The sequence below is a fragment of the Planctomycetota bacterium genome, from assembly GCA_016125255.1.
Lineage (GTDB): Bacteria > Planctomycetota > Phycisphaerae > Phycisphaerales > Zrk34 > RI-421.
Window position 1 is genome coordinate 634,465 of sequence record WGMD01000002.1, and the last position, 19,278, is coordinate 653,742.

A 19,278-nucleotide genomic window follows, 5' to 3' on the forward strand; every position below is an offset into this window, starting at 1 on the left:
CACTTCACCACTTCGCCATATCACCACTTACTTACTCCTTGGGCTTGGGCGGGATCGTCAGCTTCATCCCGACCTTGAGCGCGTCGGGCGATTCGAGTTCGGCCTTGTTGGCTTCGAAGATGACGCGCCATAGGGAGGCCTTGCCGTAGACGCGCACCGCAATATGACTGAGCGTGTCGCCGGGCTGCACGAGGACGGTCTTGGTCTGACCGTCGGGCTTGGCGACGGCTTCCTTGATGGCGTCAAGCTGCTGCTCCCGCTGACGCTCAAAGGTCGCCAGGTCCGGCAGACGGATCACCTGACCGACCTTCAGATGCTTGGGGTCCACCAGCGGGTTGGCCTGCGCGATGGCGATCCACTTGGCTTCGTCACGGTAGAGCGCGACGGCGATCGTGCTGAACGTGTCACCCTCGCGAATGGTGTACTGATGCTCGCCGGGATGCGCATCGGCGGCGGGTTTCTCGGCCGGTTTGTCGGCGGGCTTGCTCGTCTCGTTCGCCGGGCCGATCGACAGCGCGGGCGGCGGCGCGGGCTTGGATTCGGCGGGTTTCGTCTCGGCGGGCTTGGGTGCGGGCGCTTCGGCGGGCGCGACCGGTTTCTCGGCGGGCTTTTCCGCAGGAGCTTCAGCGGGTTTAGCCGGCCTGGCCGCGTCCTCGGTCTTGACGGCGGAGGTTTCGCTCTTGGGCGCTTCCTTCTTCTCCTCGCGTGCGGTGCGCGTGAGGATGTCCAGCACATCGTCGTTGAGATTGCGCTTGGGTTCCTCCGCGGCACGGACGGCTTGAGCGGTCAGGACGGGCACGGCGGCGATCGCCACGATCAGCATCCAACGGGTCGCGAGCTTCATGGAGCGGCTCCTTCGATACGGTCCAACCACATCGTAGCGTCAAGCCCCCGTGCGATGCAAAAAGCGCCTTCACTGCGAAGCCGCAAGCGGCGGATTCGAGCGGCCGGCGTCACGCCATCGGCGGTTCGGTCCGCGGCGACGGGGCTGACGACTCGGCGGAGGCGCGGGCGTACTTGGTGCCGATGAGCAGCAGGGGCGAGGCGATGGCGATCGAGCTGTACGTGCCGACGATCACGCCGACGGTCATGGCGAAGGTGAACCCGTGCACGCCGTCGCCGCCGAAGAGGTACATCATGAACACGGCCAGGAAGGTCGTGCCCGAGGTGATGACGGTTCGGCTGACGGTCTGGTTGATCGAGTCGGTGATGATCGCCGGGGTCGCCACGGCGAGCTTGCCGCGGTTTTCACGGATACGGTCAAAGACGATGATCGTATCGTTGAGCGAGTAGCCGATGATCGTCAGGACGGCGGCGATCATCGCCATGTTGATGCGGAAAGGGTCGAGCAGCAGGACGTGCCCGAGGACGTTGTCATAGATGAATCCGCTGATGGCGACGAGGCCGAGCGTGATGATCACGTCATGGAAGAGCGCGGCGGTGGCGGCCAGGCCGTGGCGCAGCGAACCGAAGCGGAACCAGATGTAGACGATGATCGCCAGAAGCGAGAGGATCAGGGCGACGATCGCATTGTTGACCATCGTGGTGGCGACGGTCGGCGTGAAGTTGGAGACCTTGTCGAGACTCTTTTCGCGGACGAGGCCTTCGTGGACGACCTTCCACTCGTCGCCGGCGAACTTCTCCCACGAGCCGGGGTCTTCGAAGTAGCTGGCATGCTCGCTGGGCGGGGTCACGACGATCGCGCTGGTGAAGACCTTGGGGTTGTCCTTGTCGGGCGCGATGCCGATGACGCGGAAGGGTCGGAACTGCATTTGCTCGAAGTCCGGCTGGAGGCGCATCGACTTGATGCGGGCGTACAGCGCCTGCGCGGATTCGGGCGGGGAGATCTTGTCGAGCAGAATCGCCACGCCGCCCAGTTCATCGGGCGCATCTTCGACGACCTCGGGGCGATTAACGACCTCGGCGAGCTTGGACTTGGTGATCGGATACACCGGCGCGGCGGCGAGACTCTCGGCGTTCTCGCCGGCGAAATGGATCACCGGCTGAATGTCGATGACATCCTTGAACGCGTCGCGGACGATGTCGGCGACCTTGCCGGAGTCGGTGTTGGTGGTGATGACGGCGAAGCGGTGGGCGGCGTGGTCGGCGCTGACGGCCCCGATGGCGACGACGGTCTTGTCGTTCTCCATGACCGTGCCGTTGAATCGGGCACGGACGTCATCGAGTTTCATCATCTGCCCGTCCTTGAGGTCGAATTCGACCTCGGTGCCGGCGCGGAATTCGATGTCGAAGATGTCCTTGCCACGGACGCCGATGGCGATGATGCTCAGGATGATCAGCGAGCCGCTGAAGGTGTAGAACATGTAGCGCTTGCCGATCCAGTTGACGGCGGGAGTGAAGAATCGCTCGATGGCGGGGACGGCGAGCGGAAGCATGTTGAGCTTCTTGATGCCGACGACGCGGCTGTAGATTTCGAAGATGACGCGGGTCATGAACAGGGCGGTGAAGAGCGTCGCGCAGATGCCGATGCCGAGGGTGACGGCGAAGCCCTTGACGTCGGCGGTGGCGGTGTAGCCGAGCACGACGCAGACGATCAGGTTCGTGAGGTTGCCGTCGATGATGGAGCTCAAGGCCTTGCCGTAACCGAGACGCAGGCAGGCCGCCATGTCGCGTCCGGCGCGGATTTCCTCGCGGATGCGCTCGTAAATCAGCACGTTGGCGTCGACGGCCATACCGATGGTCAGCACGACGCCGGCGATGCCGGGCAGCGTGAACGTCGCTTTGATGGACGCCATGATGCCGAGAATGATGATAATGTTCGCCGCCAGCGCCACGTCAGCGACGAGCCCGGCGAAGAAATAGTAGACGAACATGAAGCCGGCGACGATGATCATCGCGTCGGTGGCGGACTTGAGGCCCTTGGCGAGATTGTCAGCACCGAGGGACGGACCGATGTTGCGCTCGGAGATCGGCTCGGAACTGAGGCGTGCCTTAAGCGAGCCGGCGCCGAGGGTCTGGATCAGGTATTCGAGCTCTTTCTGGCTGAATCCGCCTCGACCCCCGGTGATCTGCCCGCTGCCGCGGATCTGGCTTTGAATCGTCGGAGCGGAGAACACGCGGCCGTCGAGGACGATGGCCATCTGCTGATGGAGATTGTCGCCGGTAAGCTGGCCCATGAGACTGGCGCCGATTTCATTGAGCGAGAAATCGACGGCGGGGAAGCCGCGCTGGTCGGCGCCGCTCGAAGCGCGGCTCAACTCCCAGCCGCGATCACGCTGCGTCATCGATCGGCCGGGCACATCCCAGAGCAGGATGTAGTACTCGCCGCCATACTCAGCGCCGATGAGCCCGCGGCGCGCGAGGTAGCCGACGGGGTCGGCCTTGAGGGCTTTGAGGGCGTCGGGGGTGTCGGCCCAGGTGCTCGGGGCGTCGATGATGTACCACTTCTGCTGCGCATCGGCGGCGCTGCGCGGACCGCGCTCGGCGAGCTGCTGGCGAAGCTCCTGAAGGTTCGTCGCCTGATCCTGCTGCACGGCGATGTGGAACTCGAGGACGCCGGCGCCCTGGAGCAGACGTTTGAGGTCCTCGGGGTCGTCGAGCGGTCCTTTGACCTTCTGGTACGCGTCATAGGCCGCCACAACCTGTTTGATCTGATCCACCCGGCCCGGATGCGCCTTGTAGATCGCCGCCAGCGCCTTGTCGCGCGGGCTCGAATCAGGGATCGGCTCGTGCGTCTTGTCGTCAAGCTGCGGCAGCGTCGAAAGCTCGAGCGTCTGACCCAGATGCACCGGGTCGATGTTCGTCTCGACGACCGCCTTCATCGCCGCGTCGAACGCCAGCTCGGCCCGGGCGACTTTGCCCGCTTCGTCGATCCGCTTGTCCGCATCGTCCTTGACCTTCTCGTAGGACGCGCGGGCGTCCTGAAGCTGGTCATAAGCAGTCGCGGCGGCTTCGAGCTTTTCGAGCCGACCGGACACGCCCTGTTCGAGCTTTTTGAGCTGTTCAGTCTGCGCATCGGGGGCGGCGCGCAGGGCATTATTCACCTGAGCGCGGGTGACGTTCTGATCGTCGATCTTGTCGAAGGCGTCGTTCCATGCCTTGCGGGCGTCGATGACGGTCTGCGAGGCCAAAGGCATCTGGATTTCGATGCGGTTACCCGCCTCGACGCGCCAGATGAGGTTCCGCACGCCGGACGGGTCGACGCGCTTCTGAAGCACGGCGATCGTCTGCTTGATGACCTCTTCGGGATTGCGGGCGTCGGCGGTGTCCACTTCGTAGAGCAGACTGGTTCCGCCGCGCAGGTCGATGCCGAGGTTGAGGCGATCCTTGGGCGGCCACATCGACTGGCCGCACACGAGCAGGGCGCCGATGATGACGATCACTTTCCAGAACTGATTGCTTTGCATAAGACTCCGGGGCGATCGTTCGTGCGCCGCGGGCTCGATGGCCCGCCGCAGGCGTCGCGGCCCGACTCCGAATGATTATTGAGGTTCCTCGGGCTTGCCGTCGGGCAGGACGGCCTGAACCGCGCCGCGGGCGAAGTGCAGGCGCGTGTTGTTGGATTCATCGACCTTGATGATCACTTCGTGCTCGCGGACCTCGACGACGTTGCCGAGGATCCCGCCGATCGTCTGAATGCGGTCGCCCTTCTTGATGCTCGCGAGCATGGCGGCGCGCTTTTTCTTGTCGCGCTTCTGGGGCATGAGAATCAAAAGCCAGAAGACGGCCAGCAGGATGATGATCGGGGTCATCATGCCGAACAGCGAACCGGAATCGCTCGACTGCTTGTCGGGCAGCGGCTTGGCCCCGGCGGCGCCGGTCTGCGACTGCGTCGTCGTGTTGGCGGCATCACCGGCCGGTGCGGCGGGTGGGGGCGGCGGCGCGTCGCTCTGGGCCAGCGTCAGCGTCAGATGATCGAACATGAGCAAGGGCTCCGTAACAGGGCGGGCCGAATACCCCTCCGCGCCAAACGCGCAGCGGGCAGCCCCTTATTCCGCAGTCAGAACCGGCCACCGTGACCGGAGAAAAGGCCAGTCATCATTACGTATTGCGGTGCGTATGTCCAGCATCAGCCGTTGGAAATGTCGCAGATTGTGCAGACTCACGAGGATCGGGCCGAGCATTTCCCCGGCTAAAAAAAGATGCCTCAAATACGCCCGGCTGAAGCGCCGGCAGGCCGTGCAGTCGCACAAAGCGTCAATCGGGCCCGGATCATCCCGAAATTGAGCGTTCCGCAAGCGGATCGGGCCGGTCGGCGTGAAAGCGTTGGCGTTGCGCCCGTTACGCGTGGGCAGGACGCAGTCGAACATGTCCACGCCCGCCCGCACCGCCATGTAAATGTCCCGTTCATAACCCACGCCCATCAGATACCGCGGTTTATCGGACGGCAGCAGCGGGGCTGTGTGCTCCACCACCGCCTTCATCGCGGCGTGACCCTCCCCCACCGCCACCCCGCCGATCGCATACCCCGGCAGGTCAAACCCCCGAAGCTCCCTTGCGCAGTGCGATCGTAATTCCAGATCGACGCCCCCCTGCACAATGCCGAACAGGCCCTGATCCGCCCGGCGGTGGGCCTTGACGCATTGTTCGAGCCAGCGGATCGTCCGATCCACCGCCAGTCGATTGCGGGCGTCATAATCCGCCGGTTTGACGGCATGACGCAGCATCGACCGGTCCTCCCCGCTGGGGGCGGGCGCGTTGTCCGGGTCCTCGACCACCGCCGGAGGGCAGTCGTCGAAGGCCATGATGATGTCCGCCCCGATCTGGTTCTGCGCCTCGATCGACGCAGCGGGGGTCAGGCGCGTCTCCGCTCCGTCGACATCGTTGCGGAAGGTCACGCCGTCGTTGTCGATCTTGCGGATGTCGCCCAAGCTGAAGACCTGAAACCCACCGGAGTCGGTGAGGATGGGGCGGCGCCACTGCATGAACTGGTGCACCCCGCCGAGCTGGTCGATCAGGGCGGTGCCGGGGCGGAGCATCAGGTGGTAGGTGTTGTTGAGGATGATCTGGGCGCCGGTTTCCTCGACGAGTTCAGGCAGCAGACCTTTGACGGACGCCTTGGTGCCCACGGGCATGAACGCCGGCGTGTCGAAGCTCCCATGCGGCGTCGTCACGCGGCCGACGCGGGCATGGCATTCTTTTGAGCTGGCGTCAATGTCGAATCGAATGGCGGACATTCCGTCGATGATACCGCCGAATGCGCGATAGACGAAATACGATGGCGCGCCATGTGGCCATTTAGCAACGCTGCATCACCATCGCCCGTTTCCTGTGGCGGCGCTCCAGCGCGAACCCGACGATGATACCGCCTAATAACCCGACGACAATATATGTGACGATCACCCGAAACTGCAGGTCGAGCCATCCAAACCCCGGCTCCGTCGGCGCAACCCAACGCCAGAACGCAATGATTGGATACAGCACAATTGCAATCGGATACATGATGATCGCGACGAACAGATCGACGCCCGTGATCAATGCCAAAAGAAAGAAGACCACGACCACGCCCGCCATTGCGGCGCTCGCCAGAAACAGCGCGAGCAGACCCATCAGGCCGCAAAGCAGAATCCGTACACCCGGCGAATTGGACCCCCGTGTGTTCACCATGCCGCTGTGTCTCCGTCGACATTATTGACATCATTTTGCGGCGGGGCTTGTTTGCTGTGAGCTTGCCGAACGGCCCCGCCGCTCAATGGGCTAATCCTGTCCGCGCTTTTCTTCGGAGGTTTGCCGGAGGAACTTCTGCTCGCGGCGGGTCAGACTCTGCAGTCCCTGCTGTGACACCTTGGCGAGGATGCGGTCGATCTCCTGTTCGGACGCCGCCTGTTTCTTGAGCTTGTCCTGAAAACGGCCACGCTTGTAGCGGTCGCGCAATTGGGCGGGGGAAATGTGGCGCGTCGACAGGCGGTCGAAGAGGTTGAGCCAGTGATCGTTGCGGATCAGGACGAACCCGAGCAGCGCCCCGCCGAGATGCGCCGCGTCGCCCCCGGCGTTCATCGAGCCGACCACCACGCTCAACACCGCCACGCCCAGAAGGATCAGCGCCAGCGTCCGCATCGTCATGCGGATCGCGCCCCAGAGCATGATTTCCTGATGCGGCATACGCACGGCACACGCCACGATCAGGCCGAAGATGCTCCCCGATGCGCCCACCAGCATCCCCCCCTCGAATTCGCCCAGCAGGCCCGGCACCATCGACAACAGCGTGTACACCACCGCCCCGCAGCATCCGCAGAGCAGGTAAAACGCCAGGTATTTCCGCGGGCCGAGCATGCGCTCGATCCATGGCCCGAAATAAAACAGCACCATCATGTTGAACAGAATGTGAAACAGACCCGCGTGAATGAACTGGTACGTGAACCAGCGCCAAAGCTGCATCCGGTACACGCCGTCATCAATGTTGAACCCGCCCCATTCGAGCGGCGACAGCGCCGAAGCGCGGGCGCTTTGCGTGAAGATCGCAGTCAGGATGTACACGAGCACGTTGATGACGATCAGCCAGACCGTCACGCTCGTCCCCGCCAACTGGCCGCGCAGCGTCGGCTGCTGATCGTCATACGAATAAGGTCGGTCGGAAAATCCCATGGCGCGATCAGTCTAGCGTCGCCTGCGCTGCGTGTCCTGACGGAGCAGGTTCTTCTCCTGTTCGCTCAAGCTGTCCATGCCCTGGCGGGCGATCTTGGCGAGAATCCGGTCGATCTCGTAATCGAACGCGCGATCGCTCGGGCGGTTCACTTCGTCGACGTCGCGCCGCCTGAACCGAAAGGTCGGCAGCGTGAGGCCGGTCAGGAAATTGAGCAGGCCGATGTTGCGAATCAGCAAAAAGCCCACCAGCGCCCCGCCGAGGTGCGCCGCCTGTCCGCCCGCGTTTTCGCCGGGTCGGTGACGGATGATCACGACCACCGCCAGCGCCAAAAGGAACCACGCCAGCGTGCGCAGCTTGATCGGAACCGGAATCGGAAAGATGAAGATCATCTCGTCAGGCGCGAGCCGCGCCGAGGCGATCAGCACGCCGTACACCCCCGCCGACGCGCCGATGAGCGGCATCCAGCTCGCCGAGATGATCAGGTGCGCTTCCCACAGCGCGACATAAGAAAGCCCGCCCGCCGCGCCGCACAACAGGTAAAACGCCACGTAACGCCGCGAGCCCAGGTACTGCTCGATCATCGATCCGAAAAAGTACAGGCCGATCATGTTGAAGAGGATGTGCTCGAACGTGGCGTGCAGGAACTGAAACGAAATGAATCGCCAGAGCTGCCAGTGCTCGATCGCCGTTTGAGCCGAGAAAAAGCCCCAGTATTCGATGGGGCCCATGCGCATGCCATGATAGTTGTAGTACCCCACCGTGCCCATCAGCAGCCCGTCGAGCACGAACACCGCCACGTTGATGACGATCAGCCAGGTGTTGATCGACCACATCGGCAGCCGCGGCCCGATCGTCGCCGGCGGCAGCAGATCCCGTCGATAATAATCACGCTCATAAATGCCCATGTCACGACAAGTGTAGCGCCGTCGCCCCTTCTTCCCACGGGAGTGGGCCGGGGTGAAGGTGGCCACGGGGTATGGCGCGGTCCGCGACGAGCGTCATCCATCAATGATCGCGCACAAACGTCCACCAGTACAACAGCGCCGCCACCGATTTGCCGTCGACGATCTCGCCGCGTTTGATCATCTCCAGGACGATTGCGGGCGCGACGGGTTCGACCGTGATCTGCTCCGTTTCCTCCAGCGCCTGCCCCACATGCTTGAGCCCCGTGGCGACGAAGCAGTACATCCGCTCCGTCAAAATGCCCGGCGAGGTGTAGAACTCGCACAGCGGCTCGATCTTCGCCGCCTCGTAACCCGTCTCCTCGATCATCTCGCGCCCGGCGCAGACCGCCGGGTCCTCGCCCGCTTCGAGCGTCCCGGCGGGAAGCTCCCACAAGGTCTGATCGAGCGTGTGACGATGGTTGTGAATCATCACGATCCGCCCGTCATCGAGAATCCCCAGAATCGCCACCGCCCCGCCGTGCACGACGACTTCCCGCTCGACCTGTCGCCCGTCGGGCGTGGTAATCTTCACGAGATCGAGCTTGACCTTGACACCTTCAAAAATCCGCCGACTTTCACGCATCTTGTTCATGGCGACATGATATCCGACGTGGCCGACGATTCGACATTCCATGGCGGGCTTCTTATCCTGTGACGTTTCCCATTGGAGCCCCGCCATGTCCGTTCCCATGCTTGATCTGGCCGCGGAGAATCGTGCGATCGCCGCCGAGGCGCGCGCCGCCATCGACGCCATCATTGACACCAACCAGTTCATCCTCGGCAAAACGGTCGAGGGCTTTGAGGGCCGGCTCGCCAGGTACTGTCAGTCGCCGCATGCGGTGGGCGTGTCGAGCGGGACGGATGCGTTGCTGATCGCACTGATGGCGGCGGGGATCGGGCCGGGCGATGAAGTGATCGTGCCCACGTTCACGTTTTTCGCCACCGGCGGGACGGTCGCCCGCACCGGCGCGACGCCCGTCTTCGTCGACATCGACCCCGCGACGTTCAACATGAACGTCACCGCCGCCGAGGCCGCCCTCACGGATAAAACCCGCGCGATCATTCCGGTGCATCTGTTCGGCCAGTGCGCGGACATGACGGCGACGCTCGCGCTGGCGAAGAAGCATGAACTGATCGTCATTGAAGACGCCGCGCAGGCCATCGGGGCACGCGATCACGACCGCCCCGCCGGCTCGATGGGCGACTACGGGTGTCTGAGCTTTTATCCGACGAAGAACCTCGGTGCGTTCGGCGACGCCGGCGCGGTGCTGACGCCGCGCGTGGAGCTGCTCACGCTGCTGCGGCAGATCCGCATGCACGGGCAGACCGATGAGTACCGCCATCAGTACGTCGGCGGCAACTTCCGCATCGACGCCCTTCAGGCGGCCGTGCTCACGATCAAGCTGGCGCATCTCGATGCGTACGCCGAGGGGCGTCGCGCGGCGGCGGAGCGATATGAAGACCTGCTTGGCGATCTGCCGATCACGCTGCCCGTCACCGCCGAGGGGCAGTATCACGTGTTCAACCAATACACGATCCGCTCCACCGACCGCGCCGCCCTGTGCGATCATCTCAAGGCCAACGGCATCGGGCACAAGGTCTACTACCCGCTGCCGCTGCATCTTCAGCCGTGCTTCGAATCGCTGGGCTATCGCAAGGGCATGCTGCCGGTCGCCGAGGCGGCGTGCGACGAAGTAGTCAGTCTGCCGATGTTCCCCACGCTCAGCGAAGAGCAGCAGGAAGAGGTTGCGGCTGTGATGCGGGCGTTTTACGAGTAAACTGTCGCTCGCATGAGTGATGCGAACGGGCCAATCCGCGACGAAGCCGTCATCCGCCTGCGCGATGTCTACAAGTCGTTCGGTCGCCTGCGCGTCCTCCAGGGCGTCAACCTCGATTTCATCAAGGGTCAGACCACCGTCGTCATCGGCCCCAGCGGATGCGGCAAATCCGTCATGCTCAAGCACATCGTCGGCCTCCTCCGCCCCGACCGCGGCGAGGTCTACTACGAAGGCCACCGCGTCGACCAGATGAACGAACATGACCTCGTCGAAATCCGCACGGACTTCGGCTACCTCTTCCAGCTTGGCGCACTCTTTGACTCGATGACCGTCGAGCAGAATGTGTGCTTCCCGCTGGAGGAGCATGCGAACATGACGCTCAAGGAACGCCGCGAGCGGTGTGCACAGGTCTTGGGCATGGTCGGCATGGAGCACACGCAGCGCAAAGTCCCCGCGGAACTTTCCGGCGGACAGCGCAAGCGGATCGCGCTGGCCCGGGCGGTCGCGCTGCATCCGAAGGTGATTCTCTACGACGAGCCGACGACGGGCCTGGACCCGATCCGCTCCGACGTCATCAACGAATTGATCATCAAGCTCCAGAAGGAGCTTCACGCCACGAGCATCGTCGTCACGCACGATATGACCAGCGCGTATAAAATTGCCGACCGGATCGTCATGCTCTACGATGGCCATATCATCGTCGACGGCTCCCCTGACGAGGTCCGCGCCACCGACGACCCCATTGTCCGCGCCTTCATCGAGGGCCGCAGCGATCTGCATCAGATCGACGGCCTGGAAAGCGCGTCCGAATCACGACCGGCGGGCAAAACATGACCGAACGCACACGCAACATCACCGTCGGGATCACCGCCATCACTGGCCTCGTCGCCGTGCTCTGGCTCGCGTTCATCTTCGGTGAACTCGAAAGATGGACCACCGAAAACTACCCTATCCGAATCGTCCTCAATGACGCCACCGGACTCGCCATCGGAAGCCGCGTCAAACTCAGCGGGATCGACGTCGGCTACGTCAAATCGCTTCGATTCACCGACGAAAGCGCCGAGCAGGTGGAACTGACGTGCCTCATCGACACGAGCCGTAACATTCCCTCAAGCGCCAGCGTCAACGCGGCGGGCAGTCTGCTCGGCGGCGCGTCGCAGCTTGCCATCACGCCGACGAAACGGACGCCGGACGCCCCGCCGCTCACCTACCTGCCGCGCGACGGATCGGGCGAACTGCATGGAACGGTGACGACGATGAGTTCGGCCGTCGCCGGCGTGGCGCGCGATCTGCGTAATGATCTCAAGGCCCAGCTCGACAACTTCGGCAAGCTGTCCAAGAAGATCGAGACGCTGGCCGATGAGTACATCGCGATCGGACAGAAGCTCAACACGCTATTGGAGCAGCATAATCTCGCCGACGTGGACGCGGGGAAAGTGCAGGGCAACGTCGCGACGATGATCGCCCGGGCCGATGCGCGGCTGGGCGAGATGAAAAAGACCATCGACTCCATCAACAAAATCGTCGGCGACGAACAGCTTGTCGGAGACCTGAAGCAGACGGTGGCCAACACGCGTGACCTGACGGCGGATGCGAAGAAGCAGCTTGGCGAACTGACGAGCCGGTACGTCGCGGTGGCGGACGAACTGAGCAAGACGATGGCGAGTATGAATCAGATCATGACCGATGCAAAGGCCGGCAAAGGCACGCTCGGCAAAGTGCTACAGGACCCGGCCCTTTACGACAACCTGACCGATGCCGCCCAGCGGCTCGACGAGATGCTCAAGGAAGCGAAGCTGCTCATCGAGAAGTGGAAGGCGGAGGGATTGCCGATTCAATTTTGAGTGACGCCGGGAGCGATCATGAACGCGGATGATCAGATCAAGTCGTTGGCGGAGGCGTTGCGTCTTTCGCCGGACAACGCCCCGCTTCGCCGTCTTTACGCCGACACACTCGCCCGCAGCGGTCGGCACGAGGCCGCGGAGGCGGAGTATCGCGAACTGCTGCGGTGCGATCCGGAAGCGGCGGACATCAAGCTCGCGCTGGCGTGGTGCTTTTACGGGCAGGACAAGAATTCGCAGGCGCTGGTGATCGTCGAGGACCTGCTCGGCCGCAAGCCCGTCACGGCTGAGACATATATTTTGCATGCCCGCCTGCTGCTCCGCGCGGGTCGCGCTCCGATGGCGCGGCAACAGTACATGGAGGCCATCGGGCTCAACCCGAACCTCACCGACGATTACCTCGAAAACGAACTGGGCGTCAGCGCTGGCGAGCTTCAGGAAGAGGCGGCTGCGAACGCGGCGGACGAAGAGGCGGACGAAGAGGAATCGCCCTTCGCCATGCGCGCCCCCGCCGGCGATCTGCCCCCGACGAGCAGCGACGCGGGCACCGAGATCGAACGGCCCCGTCTGAATTTCGCCGACGTCGGCGGCATGGAGTCGCTCAAAGAGGAAATCCGCATCAAGATCATTCACCCTCTGACCAATCCGCAGCTTTTCAAGGCCTACGGCAAGAAGGTCGGCGGCGGGATGCTCATGTACGGCCCGCCCGGCTGCGGCAAGACCTTCCTCGCCCGCGCCACGGCCGGCGAAATCAAGGCCAACTTCATCAGCGTGGGCATTCACGATGTGCTGGACATGTGGATCGGCTCCAGCGAAAAGCAGCTTCACGCCATCTTCGACCAGGCCCGCCGCAACGCGCCCAGCGTCCTGTTCTTCGACGAAGTCGACGCCCTCGGCGCCTCGCGCACCGACATGCGCCAGACCGCCGGCCGCACCGTGATCAATCAGTTCCTCGCCGAACTCGACGGCGCGGAGCATGACAATGAAGGCGTGCTGGTGCTGGGGGCGACCAATGCGCCGTGGCATCTGGACTCGGCATTTCGTCGGCCGGGGCGGTTCGATCGCGTTCTGTTCGTCCCGCCGCCGGACGGCGAGGCGCGGGCGGCGATTGTGCGCCTGTTGCTGCGCGACAAGCCGGTGGACCGCATCGACTACGCCCAGGTGGGCAAAAAGACCGAGGGTTTCAGCGGCGCGGACCTGAAGGCGGTGATCGATCTGGCGGTCGATGCGAAACTGCGTGCGGCGATGAAGACCGGGATGCCGCAACCGCTTTCGACGCGCGACTTGCTCGATGCCGCCAAGCAGGTCAAACCGACGACGCGCGAGTGGTTCGCCTCCGCCCGCAACTACGCCCTGTACGCCAATCAGGGCGGCGCATATGACGAGATTCTCGAGTATCTGAAGATGAAGTGACCGCACTGATTCCGGGAAGCGCCCATGCATTCGGCTCAGATTCACATCCAACGCGCGCAGTTGCTCATCGACCAGAACCGCTACGCCATGGCCGAAGAGGAACTCGCCGCGGCGATCGGGCTTGAGCCGAATCTCGCGCGGGCGCACAGTCTGATGAGCGTCTGTCTGAGCGAGCGCGGCAGGCACGACGACGCCCTCGCCGCCGCGACGCACGCCATCGGCCTCGAGCCCGACAACCCCAACGGCCACTACTTTCACGCCTTCGCCCTCATGTCGGCGGACAAGTACACGCCCGCGATCGAAGCGGTCGATCGCGCCATCGCGATGTTCCCCTACAGCGAGCATTACTTCGGGCTCAAGGCGAATCTGCTGCTGGCCAAGAACCAGTGGGCGGAGGCATTGGCGGCGGCGAATCAGGGACTTCAGATCGATGCGGAGGACGTCACCTGCGCCAACGTGCGCGCGACCGCCCTGACGAAGCTCGGCCGGCGCGACGAAGCGGGACAAACCATCCGCGACACTCTCCACCGCAATCCCGAAAACGCGCAGACGCACGCCAACCAGGGCTGGACCCTGCTCCATGAAGGCGACGCCAAACAGGCGCTCGTCCATTTTCAGGAAGCGCTCCGCCTCGACCCCGAACACGAATGGGCCCGCGCCGGCATCGTCGAAGCGCTCAAAGCCCGCAATCCGATCTACCGCTGGCTCCTGCGCTATACGCTCTGGAGCGCTTCGCTGTCGCAGCGCACGCAGTGGGGCATGATGGTCGGCCTCGTCGTCGGCATCATCCTTCTGAATCAGAATCTGAGCGACCTGTCGCCCGCGCTCGATACGCTCGTGTTCAGTCTGATGCTCGCTTATGCAGCTTTCGCCATGTTCACCTGGATCGGCAGCCCGCTCTTTGATCTGCTTCTGCTGCTCGACCGCTACGGCCGGCACGCGCTGGGCGTCGAGCAGAAGCGCGATGCGTATCTGTTCGGCGCGGGCGTGGTGATCGTCATCGCGCTGATTGCCACGGCGATGACGATCGGCACGCTGTCGGTCATGATTCCGTTTCCCCTGCTGCTCGTTCCGCTGTCGGGCGCGGTGCGCGGGCGCCATCCGCTGATGCGCCGCGTGGGCGGGGGCGTGTTCCTGGTGCTCGCGGCGTGCGGGGCGGCGTCGCTGTGGTTTTATCACGACGCGGTGACCCACTTCGCTCAATTGCCCCTCACCAATGACCCCGCCGTGCTGCGCGAGGCGATTGAGAAGGCCGTCCGCGATCCGCGGTTTCAGCAAAGCGCAAGCATCGGCCGCACGCTGCGGACCGTGACGCTGTGGGGATGCGTCCTTTCGTCATGGATCCGAAACGCCATCGCGACGTACATCATGCAGCGGCGCTGATCAATCCCCGTCCGCCGGCTCGAAGCGACAGACCACATCGTAAAGCCCGCCGTCGAAAATCTTGGCGACGTCCTCTTCCTTGATCATGGCGACCTTGAGCGTATCGCAGGCGAAGCGCATGAAGTAATTGGTCTCCAGCGACCGGCCCATGCCTTCAATGATGAGCAGGTCCGCATCACGCGACGCCTCCGCCAGCTCGGGCGACACGCGGGTCATATCAATCACGGGTAAATCATTGCCCGAAGGAACCAGCGTGAGCTGACCGGCGTCGAGCGCATCGGCGAACGTCGCATCGATGCGGGCGACGCGGGCGATGAGGTCGACCAGCTCGGTGTGCGTAATGTCGTTGAGCGCCGGGTGCGTGTTGGCGGTCATGACCAGGTCGGAGCCGGACTGGAGAATATGCCGGGCGAAGGGGATCATGCCCAGCACGATGTCGGCGCCGGAATTGTCGACGAACATGACGGTCTTGCGATACCCGCGACTGAATGCGCCGGCGAAGGCGTCGAAGTCATCGACGCGCCAGGGGCGCGGCTTGATGCGGGCGCGGACGGCGTGGAAATCCGTCTCGCCGTTTTCGTAGAGCGCGATCGTCGAGGCGCAGCCCATGTCAAAGATGTTGCCGGCGAAAATGCCGGTGACGAGCGTCAGCAGGCGCTTGTCAGCCGGCATGTCGTCCAGCTCCGCCAATAGCGCGGGCAGCAGGCGCAGCGCCGCTTCGTTCTCCTGCTGTTTGAGCGCCAGGTACGGGTCGGCGAAGTCGTACTGGAGCAGGTAGCGGCGGCGAAGGGCGCAGAGCGAGACGATCGACAGGTAGCCGATCGCCTTGGGGTCGCGGCGGATCGTTTGCAGATGCGTGAGGAAGCCGGCGGAGAAGGCGGCCCCGCGCTGCGCGGCGTCGGGGCGGGCGTCGGAGCTGATGGCGCGCTGGGTGTAGCTGGGCGTGTTGTGCTCGAAGACCCGGAGCCAGAACTCACGTGTGTCGGCGTCGCGTTCCATGTCGAGCGTGTCGGCCCGGTACGTGTCGAGGTCGGCGATGAGCGGCAGCGCGGTCAGCGTTGTTTCGGCGGCGAATTCCATTTACAGACTCGCGAAGTTGGAGAGCATTTTGAGCCCGACGTGCTGGGACTTTTCCGGGTGAAACTGCGTGGCGAACACATTGTCGCGCCGGGCGGCTGAGCAGAAGCGGCCGGCGTAGTCGGTCGTCGTGGCAATATCGGCGGCGTCGGCGGGGACGGCGAAATAGGAGTGGACGAAATAGACGCTCGCGCCGGGCGCGAGGCCGGCCAGCAGCGGGTTGTCACCGCCGGTCCAGTCGAGCGTGTTCCAGCCCATGTGCGGGACTTTGAGGGCGTGCTCGGTCGGATTGAAACGGATGACTTTGCCGGGGATAAAACCCAGGCCGGCGTGCACGCCGTCTTCTTCGGACGTGTCGAATAGAAGCTGAAGCCCGAGGCAGATGCCCAGGAAGGGGCGACCGGTGGCGACGAAGTTCCTGAGCGATTCGACGTAGTTGCGATCCACGAGGTGCGCGATGGCGTCCTTGAACGCGCCGACGCCCGGGAGGATCAATTTGTCACATGCGGCGATCTGATCGGGCTGACGGATGATGGTCGCATCGGCACCGACGCGCTGTAGCGCCTTCTGCACGCTGCGGAGATTGCCCATGCCATAGTCAACGATACCGATCATGGGCGAAGCATAGGCGGGTTAAATAAAGAAGGCGGGGAGACTGAAGTCTCCCCGCCTCGAGAGGGAACAAGGGTACGTGCGGTCAGTTCATGACCACGACGATTTCGACGCGGCGGGACAGCGCCTTGGTGGAGCGCGGGTTCGCCTCGCCGAAGCCGGCGGAGTAGAGCTTGTCGTCGGGCAGACCCTGCGAGATCAGGTATCGCTCGACCGCCAGGGCGCGATGGGCGGACAGTTCCTTGTTGTCAGCCCACTTGCTCTTTTTGATGGGGTCCGAGTCGGTGTAGCCCTCGACGCGGACGACCTTACCGGGGTACTGGGTTTTGATGACCGAGGCGATCTGGCCGAGGGTCTTTTTGGCGGTGGACTTGATGTCGACCTTTCCGGACTCAAAGAGCACGTCGCCGGGGACGCGGACGGTGATGACGCCGTTGCCGGCGGTGACGTCGATGCCTTCAATGCCGCCGAAGGGATTGGCGGCGCCTTTGCTCGGCGCGGGTTTGGCGGCCATCTGGCCCTGCAGATCAGCGACCTGCGATTCGAGGCGCGAGCGGTCGGAGTTGGCGGCTTCGAGGGCGCCGCGTGACGTGGTCAGCTCGCCCTGCAGTTCCTGATTCTGCTGATAGAGCGCATCGCGTTCGGCCTTGACCTTGTCGTCGCAGCCGGCCAGCGCGGCGGTCAGCATGAGAAGTCCGAGCATCAACCCCTGTCGCACGTTCACAAGTCGCATCGTCATGACAAGCTCCTGTTGCTTTGCGTCGAATCGTCCATGATTCGACCACCCTGATGGGACCGGCCGGTCCAACGGTCTCGGTCATTTGATTCTATCTTATTCGACCAGATGACGCGGCGCGGAACAATCCGACGTTCGCGTCAGCCGGGATTGCCGGACATGAGCATACCAAAATATGAGAGCAAGGGCTCGCGCGCGATCATGACGATGAGCGTGGCGGCGGCCAGGTGCGGACCGTAGGGAATCTGACGCCCGCGAAACCGGAGCATCGACCCGAGACCGACCGCGGCAAACGTGTGCACGAGCCCGATGAACGGCGCGACGAAAAACGCCAGTACCGCCACCGGCCAACCGCAGACCGCCCCCACCGCCATCATCAGATGCACATCGCCCAGCCCCATCGCCTCCTTCCCAAACCCCAGCGTCCCGGCGATCCGCACCCCCCAGACCGTCCCCGCCCCCAAAAGCAGCCCCGCCAGCGACCCCGTCAGACTCGTCACCGCCGGGCTTCCCGCCAGCCATTCGTCCCAGCCGGGCCCGCGCAGGATGCACCACGCCCCCAGCGCCCCCGCCAATGGCAGACTCACGAACAGGATTTCCTTCATGATCTCCCGCCGGGCATGGGGGTGCGGTTCAAACACGACGCCATCTTCCTCATCCGCAGGCGCTTGCGTCTCCGGTTCGCGGCGCGTCAGCAGGGTCAGGCCCACCATGATCGCCGCCGCCGATACGTAGCCCGCCAAGGCGCAAAGCCCGATCGTCGTCACGGGCGACAACCGCGCCCATGATCCGTTCCAATGGCGGTCAAGCCACAGCGCTCCGCCGGCGGCGCCGATGATCGGGCCCAGCAGCAGCGGCAACTGGCGGATGCCTTCCTCGTGTTCGGCGAGCTGCTCGGGTTCATCGTGTGCAGCGGGGTCATCGGCGAAGCTCAGCGGGAGGATGCGAAGCTTCAGGAGCACCAGCGCGATGACCCAGCCGAGCGTCCCGCCCAACGCGGCGGCGGCGAGGCCCGGCCCGGCGAGCGGCGCGGCACAGAGGCGCTGCATGCCTGTCTCGCGCCCGGCGATGGCGGCTTCGACCGTGGCGACACGCTGGTACGCCGGCGGGTCAATGCGCTCCATACGCTCTTGCGTCAGCAGCGGCACGCCCCGCTCGGTCACCGGCGGCAGATTCACGATGCCGACGGCGGCGGGCGTCGCCGAGACGATGATCGGCAGCGCGATGCATCCGACCGCCGCGAGAGTCCAGGGAATGCCCAGCGGGATGATGAAGTAGCGCCCATCGACGACCGTCGCGGCGATGAGCCCGGCGAGGAGCGCGATGTTGACGGCGAAGATGGGCCAGGTCGCCCCGATGCCCGGCCCGGCAAAGTCGGGGCGCAGGTCCGTCATGTAACACACCGCGAACCACCCCGCGCAGATCAGCGCGGTCATCGCTTCAATGAGCGGATATTGAAACGCGATCGGGTTCGCGCAGTAGCGGCACTTGCCGCGCAGCCAGAACCATCCGAGCACCGGCACGTTGTCGTACCATGCGAGCCGATGTCCGCAGCGGGGGCAGCTTGAGGGCGGATGCACCACGCTCTGCCCCGCCGGCAGCCGGTAGATCACCACGTTCAGAAAGCTGCCAACGCAGGCGCCGATGAGCAGCGTGAAGATCAGCCAGGGCACGAGCGTCATGCGCCCTCCGTCTCCGCGATCTTTCCGTCGGCCGTCAGCGTCAGCTCCTTGATCTTCGACTCGGCCCGATCGAGCACGGAGCGGCAATGCGTGATGAGCTTCATGCCCTGCCCGTAGCGTTCGAGACTTTCTTCGAGCGTCACATCGCCCGATTCGATCGCCTCGATGATCGCCTCAAGCTGGGCCAGCGAAGCTTCGAAGCCCGGCAGGGGTTGTTCGTCAGGTGTGTCTTTTTTCTTGGCGCTCATGGGGACATGATAACAAGA

General features: G+C 64.0%; 18 protein-coding genes. 5 read left to right on the forward strand and 13 right to left on the reverse strand.

Annotated features, from left to right (window positions below; all coding sequences use genetic code 11):
* Positions 1-31: 31 nt before the first annotated feature.
* From GC162_03790 to GC162_03825, 8 genes are all read right to left on the reverse strand, one after another.
* Positions 32-844, reverse strand: a complete 813-nt coding sequence (locus GC162_03790) for a LysM peptidoglycan-binding domain-containing protein (protein MBI1367756.1) — start codon at positions 842-844, stop codon at positions 32-34.
* Between the two features lie 109 nt (positions 845-953).
* Positions 954-4,367: a protein translocase subunit SecD gene (gene secD / locus GC162_03795; GenBank protein ID MBI1367757.1), complete on the reverse strand. Its 3,414-nt coding sequence runs from the start codon at positions 4,365-4,367 to the stop codon at positions 954-956.
* A 75-nt stretch (positions 4,368-4,442) separates the two neighbouring features.
* On the reverse strand, positions 4,443-4,883 hold the full coding sequence (yajC, locus tag GC162_03800) for a preprotein translocase subunit YajC (protein MBI1367758.1): 441 nt from the start codon (positions 4,881-4,883) through the stop codon (positions 4,443-4,445).
* Between the two features lie 66 nt (positions 4,884-4,949).
* On the reverse strand, positions 4,950-6,137 hold the full coding sequence (tgt, locus tag GC162_03805; protein ID MBI1367759.1) for a tRNA guanosine(34) transglycosylase Tgt: 1,188 nt from the start codon (positions 6,135-6,137) through the stop codon (positions 4,950-4,952).
* 61 nt (positions 6,138-6,198) lie between these two features.
* Positions 6,199-6,567, reverse strand: coding sequence for a hypothetical protein (locus GC162_03810; protein MBI1367760.1), 369 nt, complete (start codon positions 6,565-6,567; stop codon positions 6,199-6,201).
* Between the two features lie 90 nt (positions 6,568-6,657).
* Entirely contained in the window at positions 6,658-7,545 is an 888-nt protein-coding gene (locus GC162_03815) for a rhomboid family intramembrane serine protease (protein ID MBI1367761.1), read from the reverse strand.
* Between the two features lie 12 nt (positions 7,546-7,557).
* Positions 7,558-8,451: a rhomboid family intramembrane serine protease gene (locus tag GC162_03820; GenBank protein ID MBI1367762.1), complete on the reverse strand. Its 894-nt coding sequence runs from the start codon at positions 8,449-8,451 to the stop codon at positions 7,558-7,560.
* A 100-nt stretch (positions 8,452-8,551) separates the two neighbouring features.
* Positions 8,552-9,073, reverse strand: a complete 522-nt coding sequence (locus GC162_03825) for an NUDIX domain-containing protein (GenBank protein ID MBI1367763.1) — start codon at positions 9,071-9,073, stop codon at positions 8,552-8,554.
* 94 nt (positions 9,074-9,167) lie between these two features.
* On the opposite strand from GC162_03825, the gene GC162_03830 reads away from it, so the two are divergent.
* The 5 genes from GC162_03830 to GC162_03850 are packed head-to-tail and all read left to right on the forward strand — an operon-like array spanning position 9,168 to position 14,905.
* Positions 9,168-10,268 (forward strand): aminotransferase class I/II-fold pyridoxal phosphate-dependent enzyme, encoded by a 1,101-nt coding sequence (locus GC162_03830; GenBank protein MBI1367764.1) that lies wholly within the window; start codon positions 9,168-9,170, stop codon positions 10,266-10,268.
* 12 nt (positions 10,269-10,280) lie between these two features.
* Positions 10,281-11,102 carry an ATP-binding cassette domain-containing protein gene (locus GC162_03835; protein MBI1367765.1) on the forward strand — a complete coding sequence of 274 codons (822 nt, stop codon included), beginning with the start codon at positions 10,281-10,283 and terminating at the stop codon, positions 11,100-11,102.
* Positions 11,099-12,112, forward strand: a complete 1,014-nt coding sequence (locus GC162_03840; GenBank protein ID MBI1367766.1) for an MCE family protein — start codon at positions 11,099-11,101, stop codon at positions 12,110-12,112. The genes GC162_03835 and GC162_03840 overlap by 4 nt, the downstream gene beginning before the upstream one ends.
* Positions 12,113-12,130: 18 nt before the next feature.
* Positions 12,131-13,522, forward strand: coding sequence for an AAA family ATPase (locus GC162_03845; GenBank protein MBI1367767.1), 1,392 nt, complete (start codon positions 12,131-12,133; stop codon positions 13,520-13,522).
* Between the two features lie 24 nt (positions 13,523-13,546).
* Complete coding sequence (locus tag GC162_03850) at positions 13,547-14,905, forward strand: tetratricopeptide repeat protein (GenBank protein ID MBI1367768.1); 1,359 nt, start codon at positions 13,547-13,549, stop codon at positions 14,903-14,905.
* Here GC162_03850 and GC162_03855 read toward each other — a convergent pair whose 3' ends face one another.
* From GC162_03855 to xseB, 5 genes are all read right to left on the reverse strand, one after another.
* Complete coding sequence (locus GC162_03855) at positions 14,906-15,985, reverse strand: DUF89 family protein (GenBank protein MBI1367769.1); 1,080 nt, start codon at positions 15,983-15,985, stop codon at positions 14,906-14,908.
* Complete coding sequence (gene hisH / locus GC162_03860; protein ID MBI1367770.1) at positions 15,986-16,597, reverse strand: imidazole glycerol phosphate synthase subunit HisH; 612 nt, start codon at positions 16,595-16,597, stop codon at positions 15,986-15,988.
* An 82-nt stretch (positions 16,598-16,679) separates the two neighbouring features.
* Entirely contained in the window at positions 16,680-17,333 is a 654-nt protein-coding gene (locus tag GC162_03865; GenBank protein MBI1367771.1) for an OmpA family protein, read from the reverse strand.
* A gap of 137 nt (positions 17,334-17,470) precedes the next feature.
* Positions 17,471-19,012: a hypothetical protein gene (locus GC162_03870; GenBank protein ID MBI1367772.1), complete on the reverse strand. Its 1,542-nt coding sequence runs from the start codon at positions 19,010-19,012 to the stop codon at positions 17,471-17,473.
* Entirely contained in the window at positions 19,009-19,260 is a 252-nt protein-coding gene (xseB, locus tag GC162_03875; protein ID MBI1367773.1) for an exodeoxyribonuclease VII small subunit, read from the reverse strand. Before xseB ends, GC162_03870 begins: the two co-directional genes overlap by 4 nt.
* Positions 19,261-19,278: the final 18 nt, after the last annotated feature.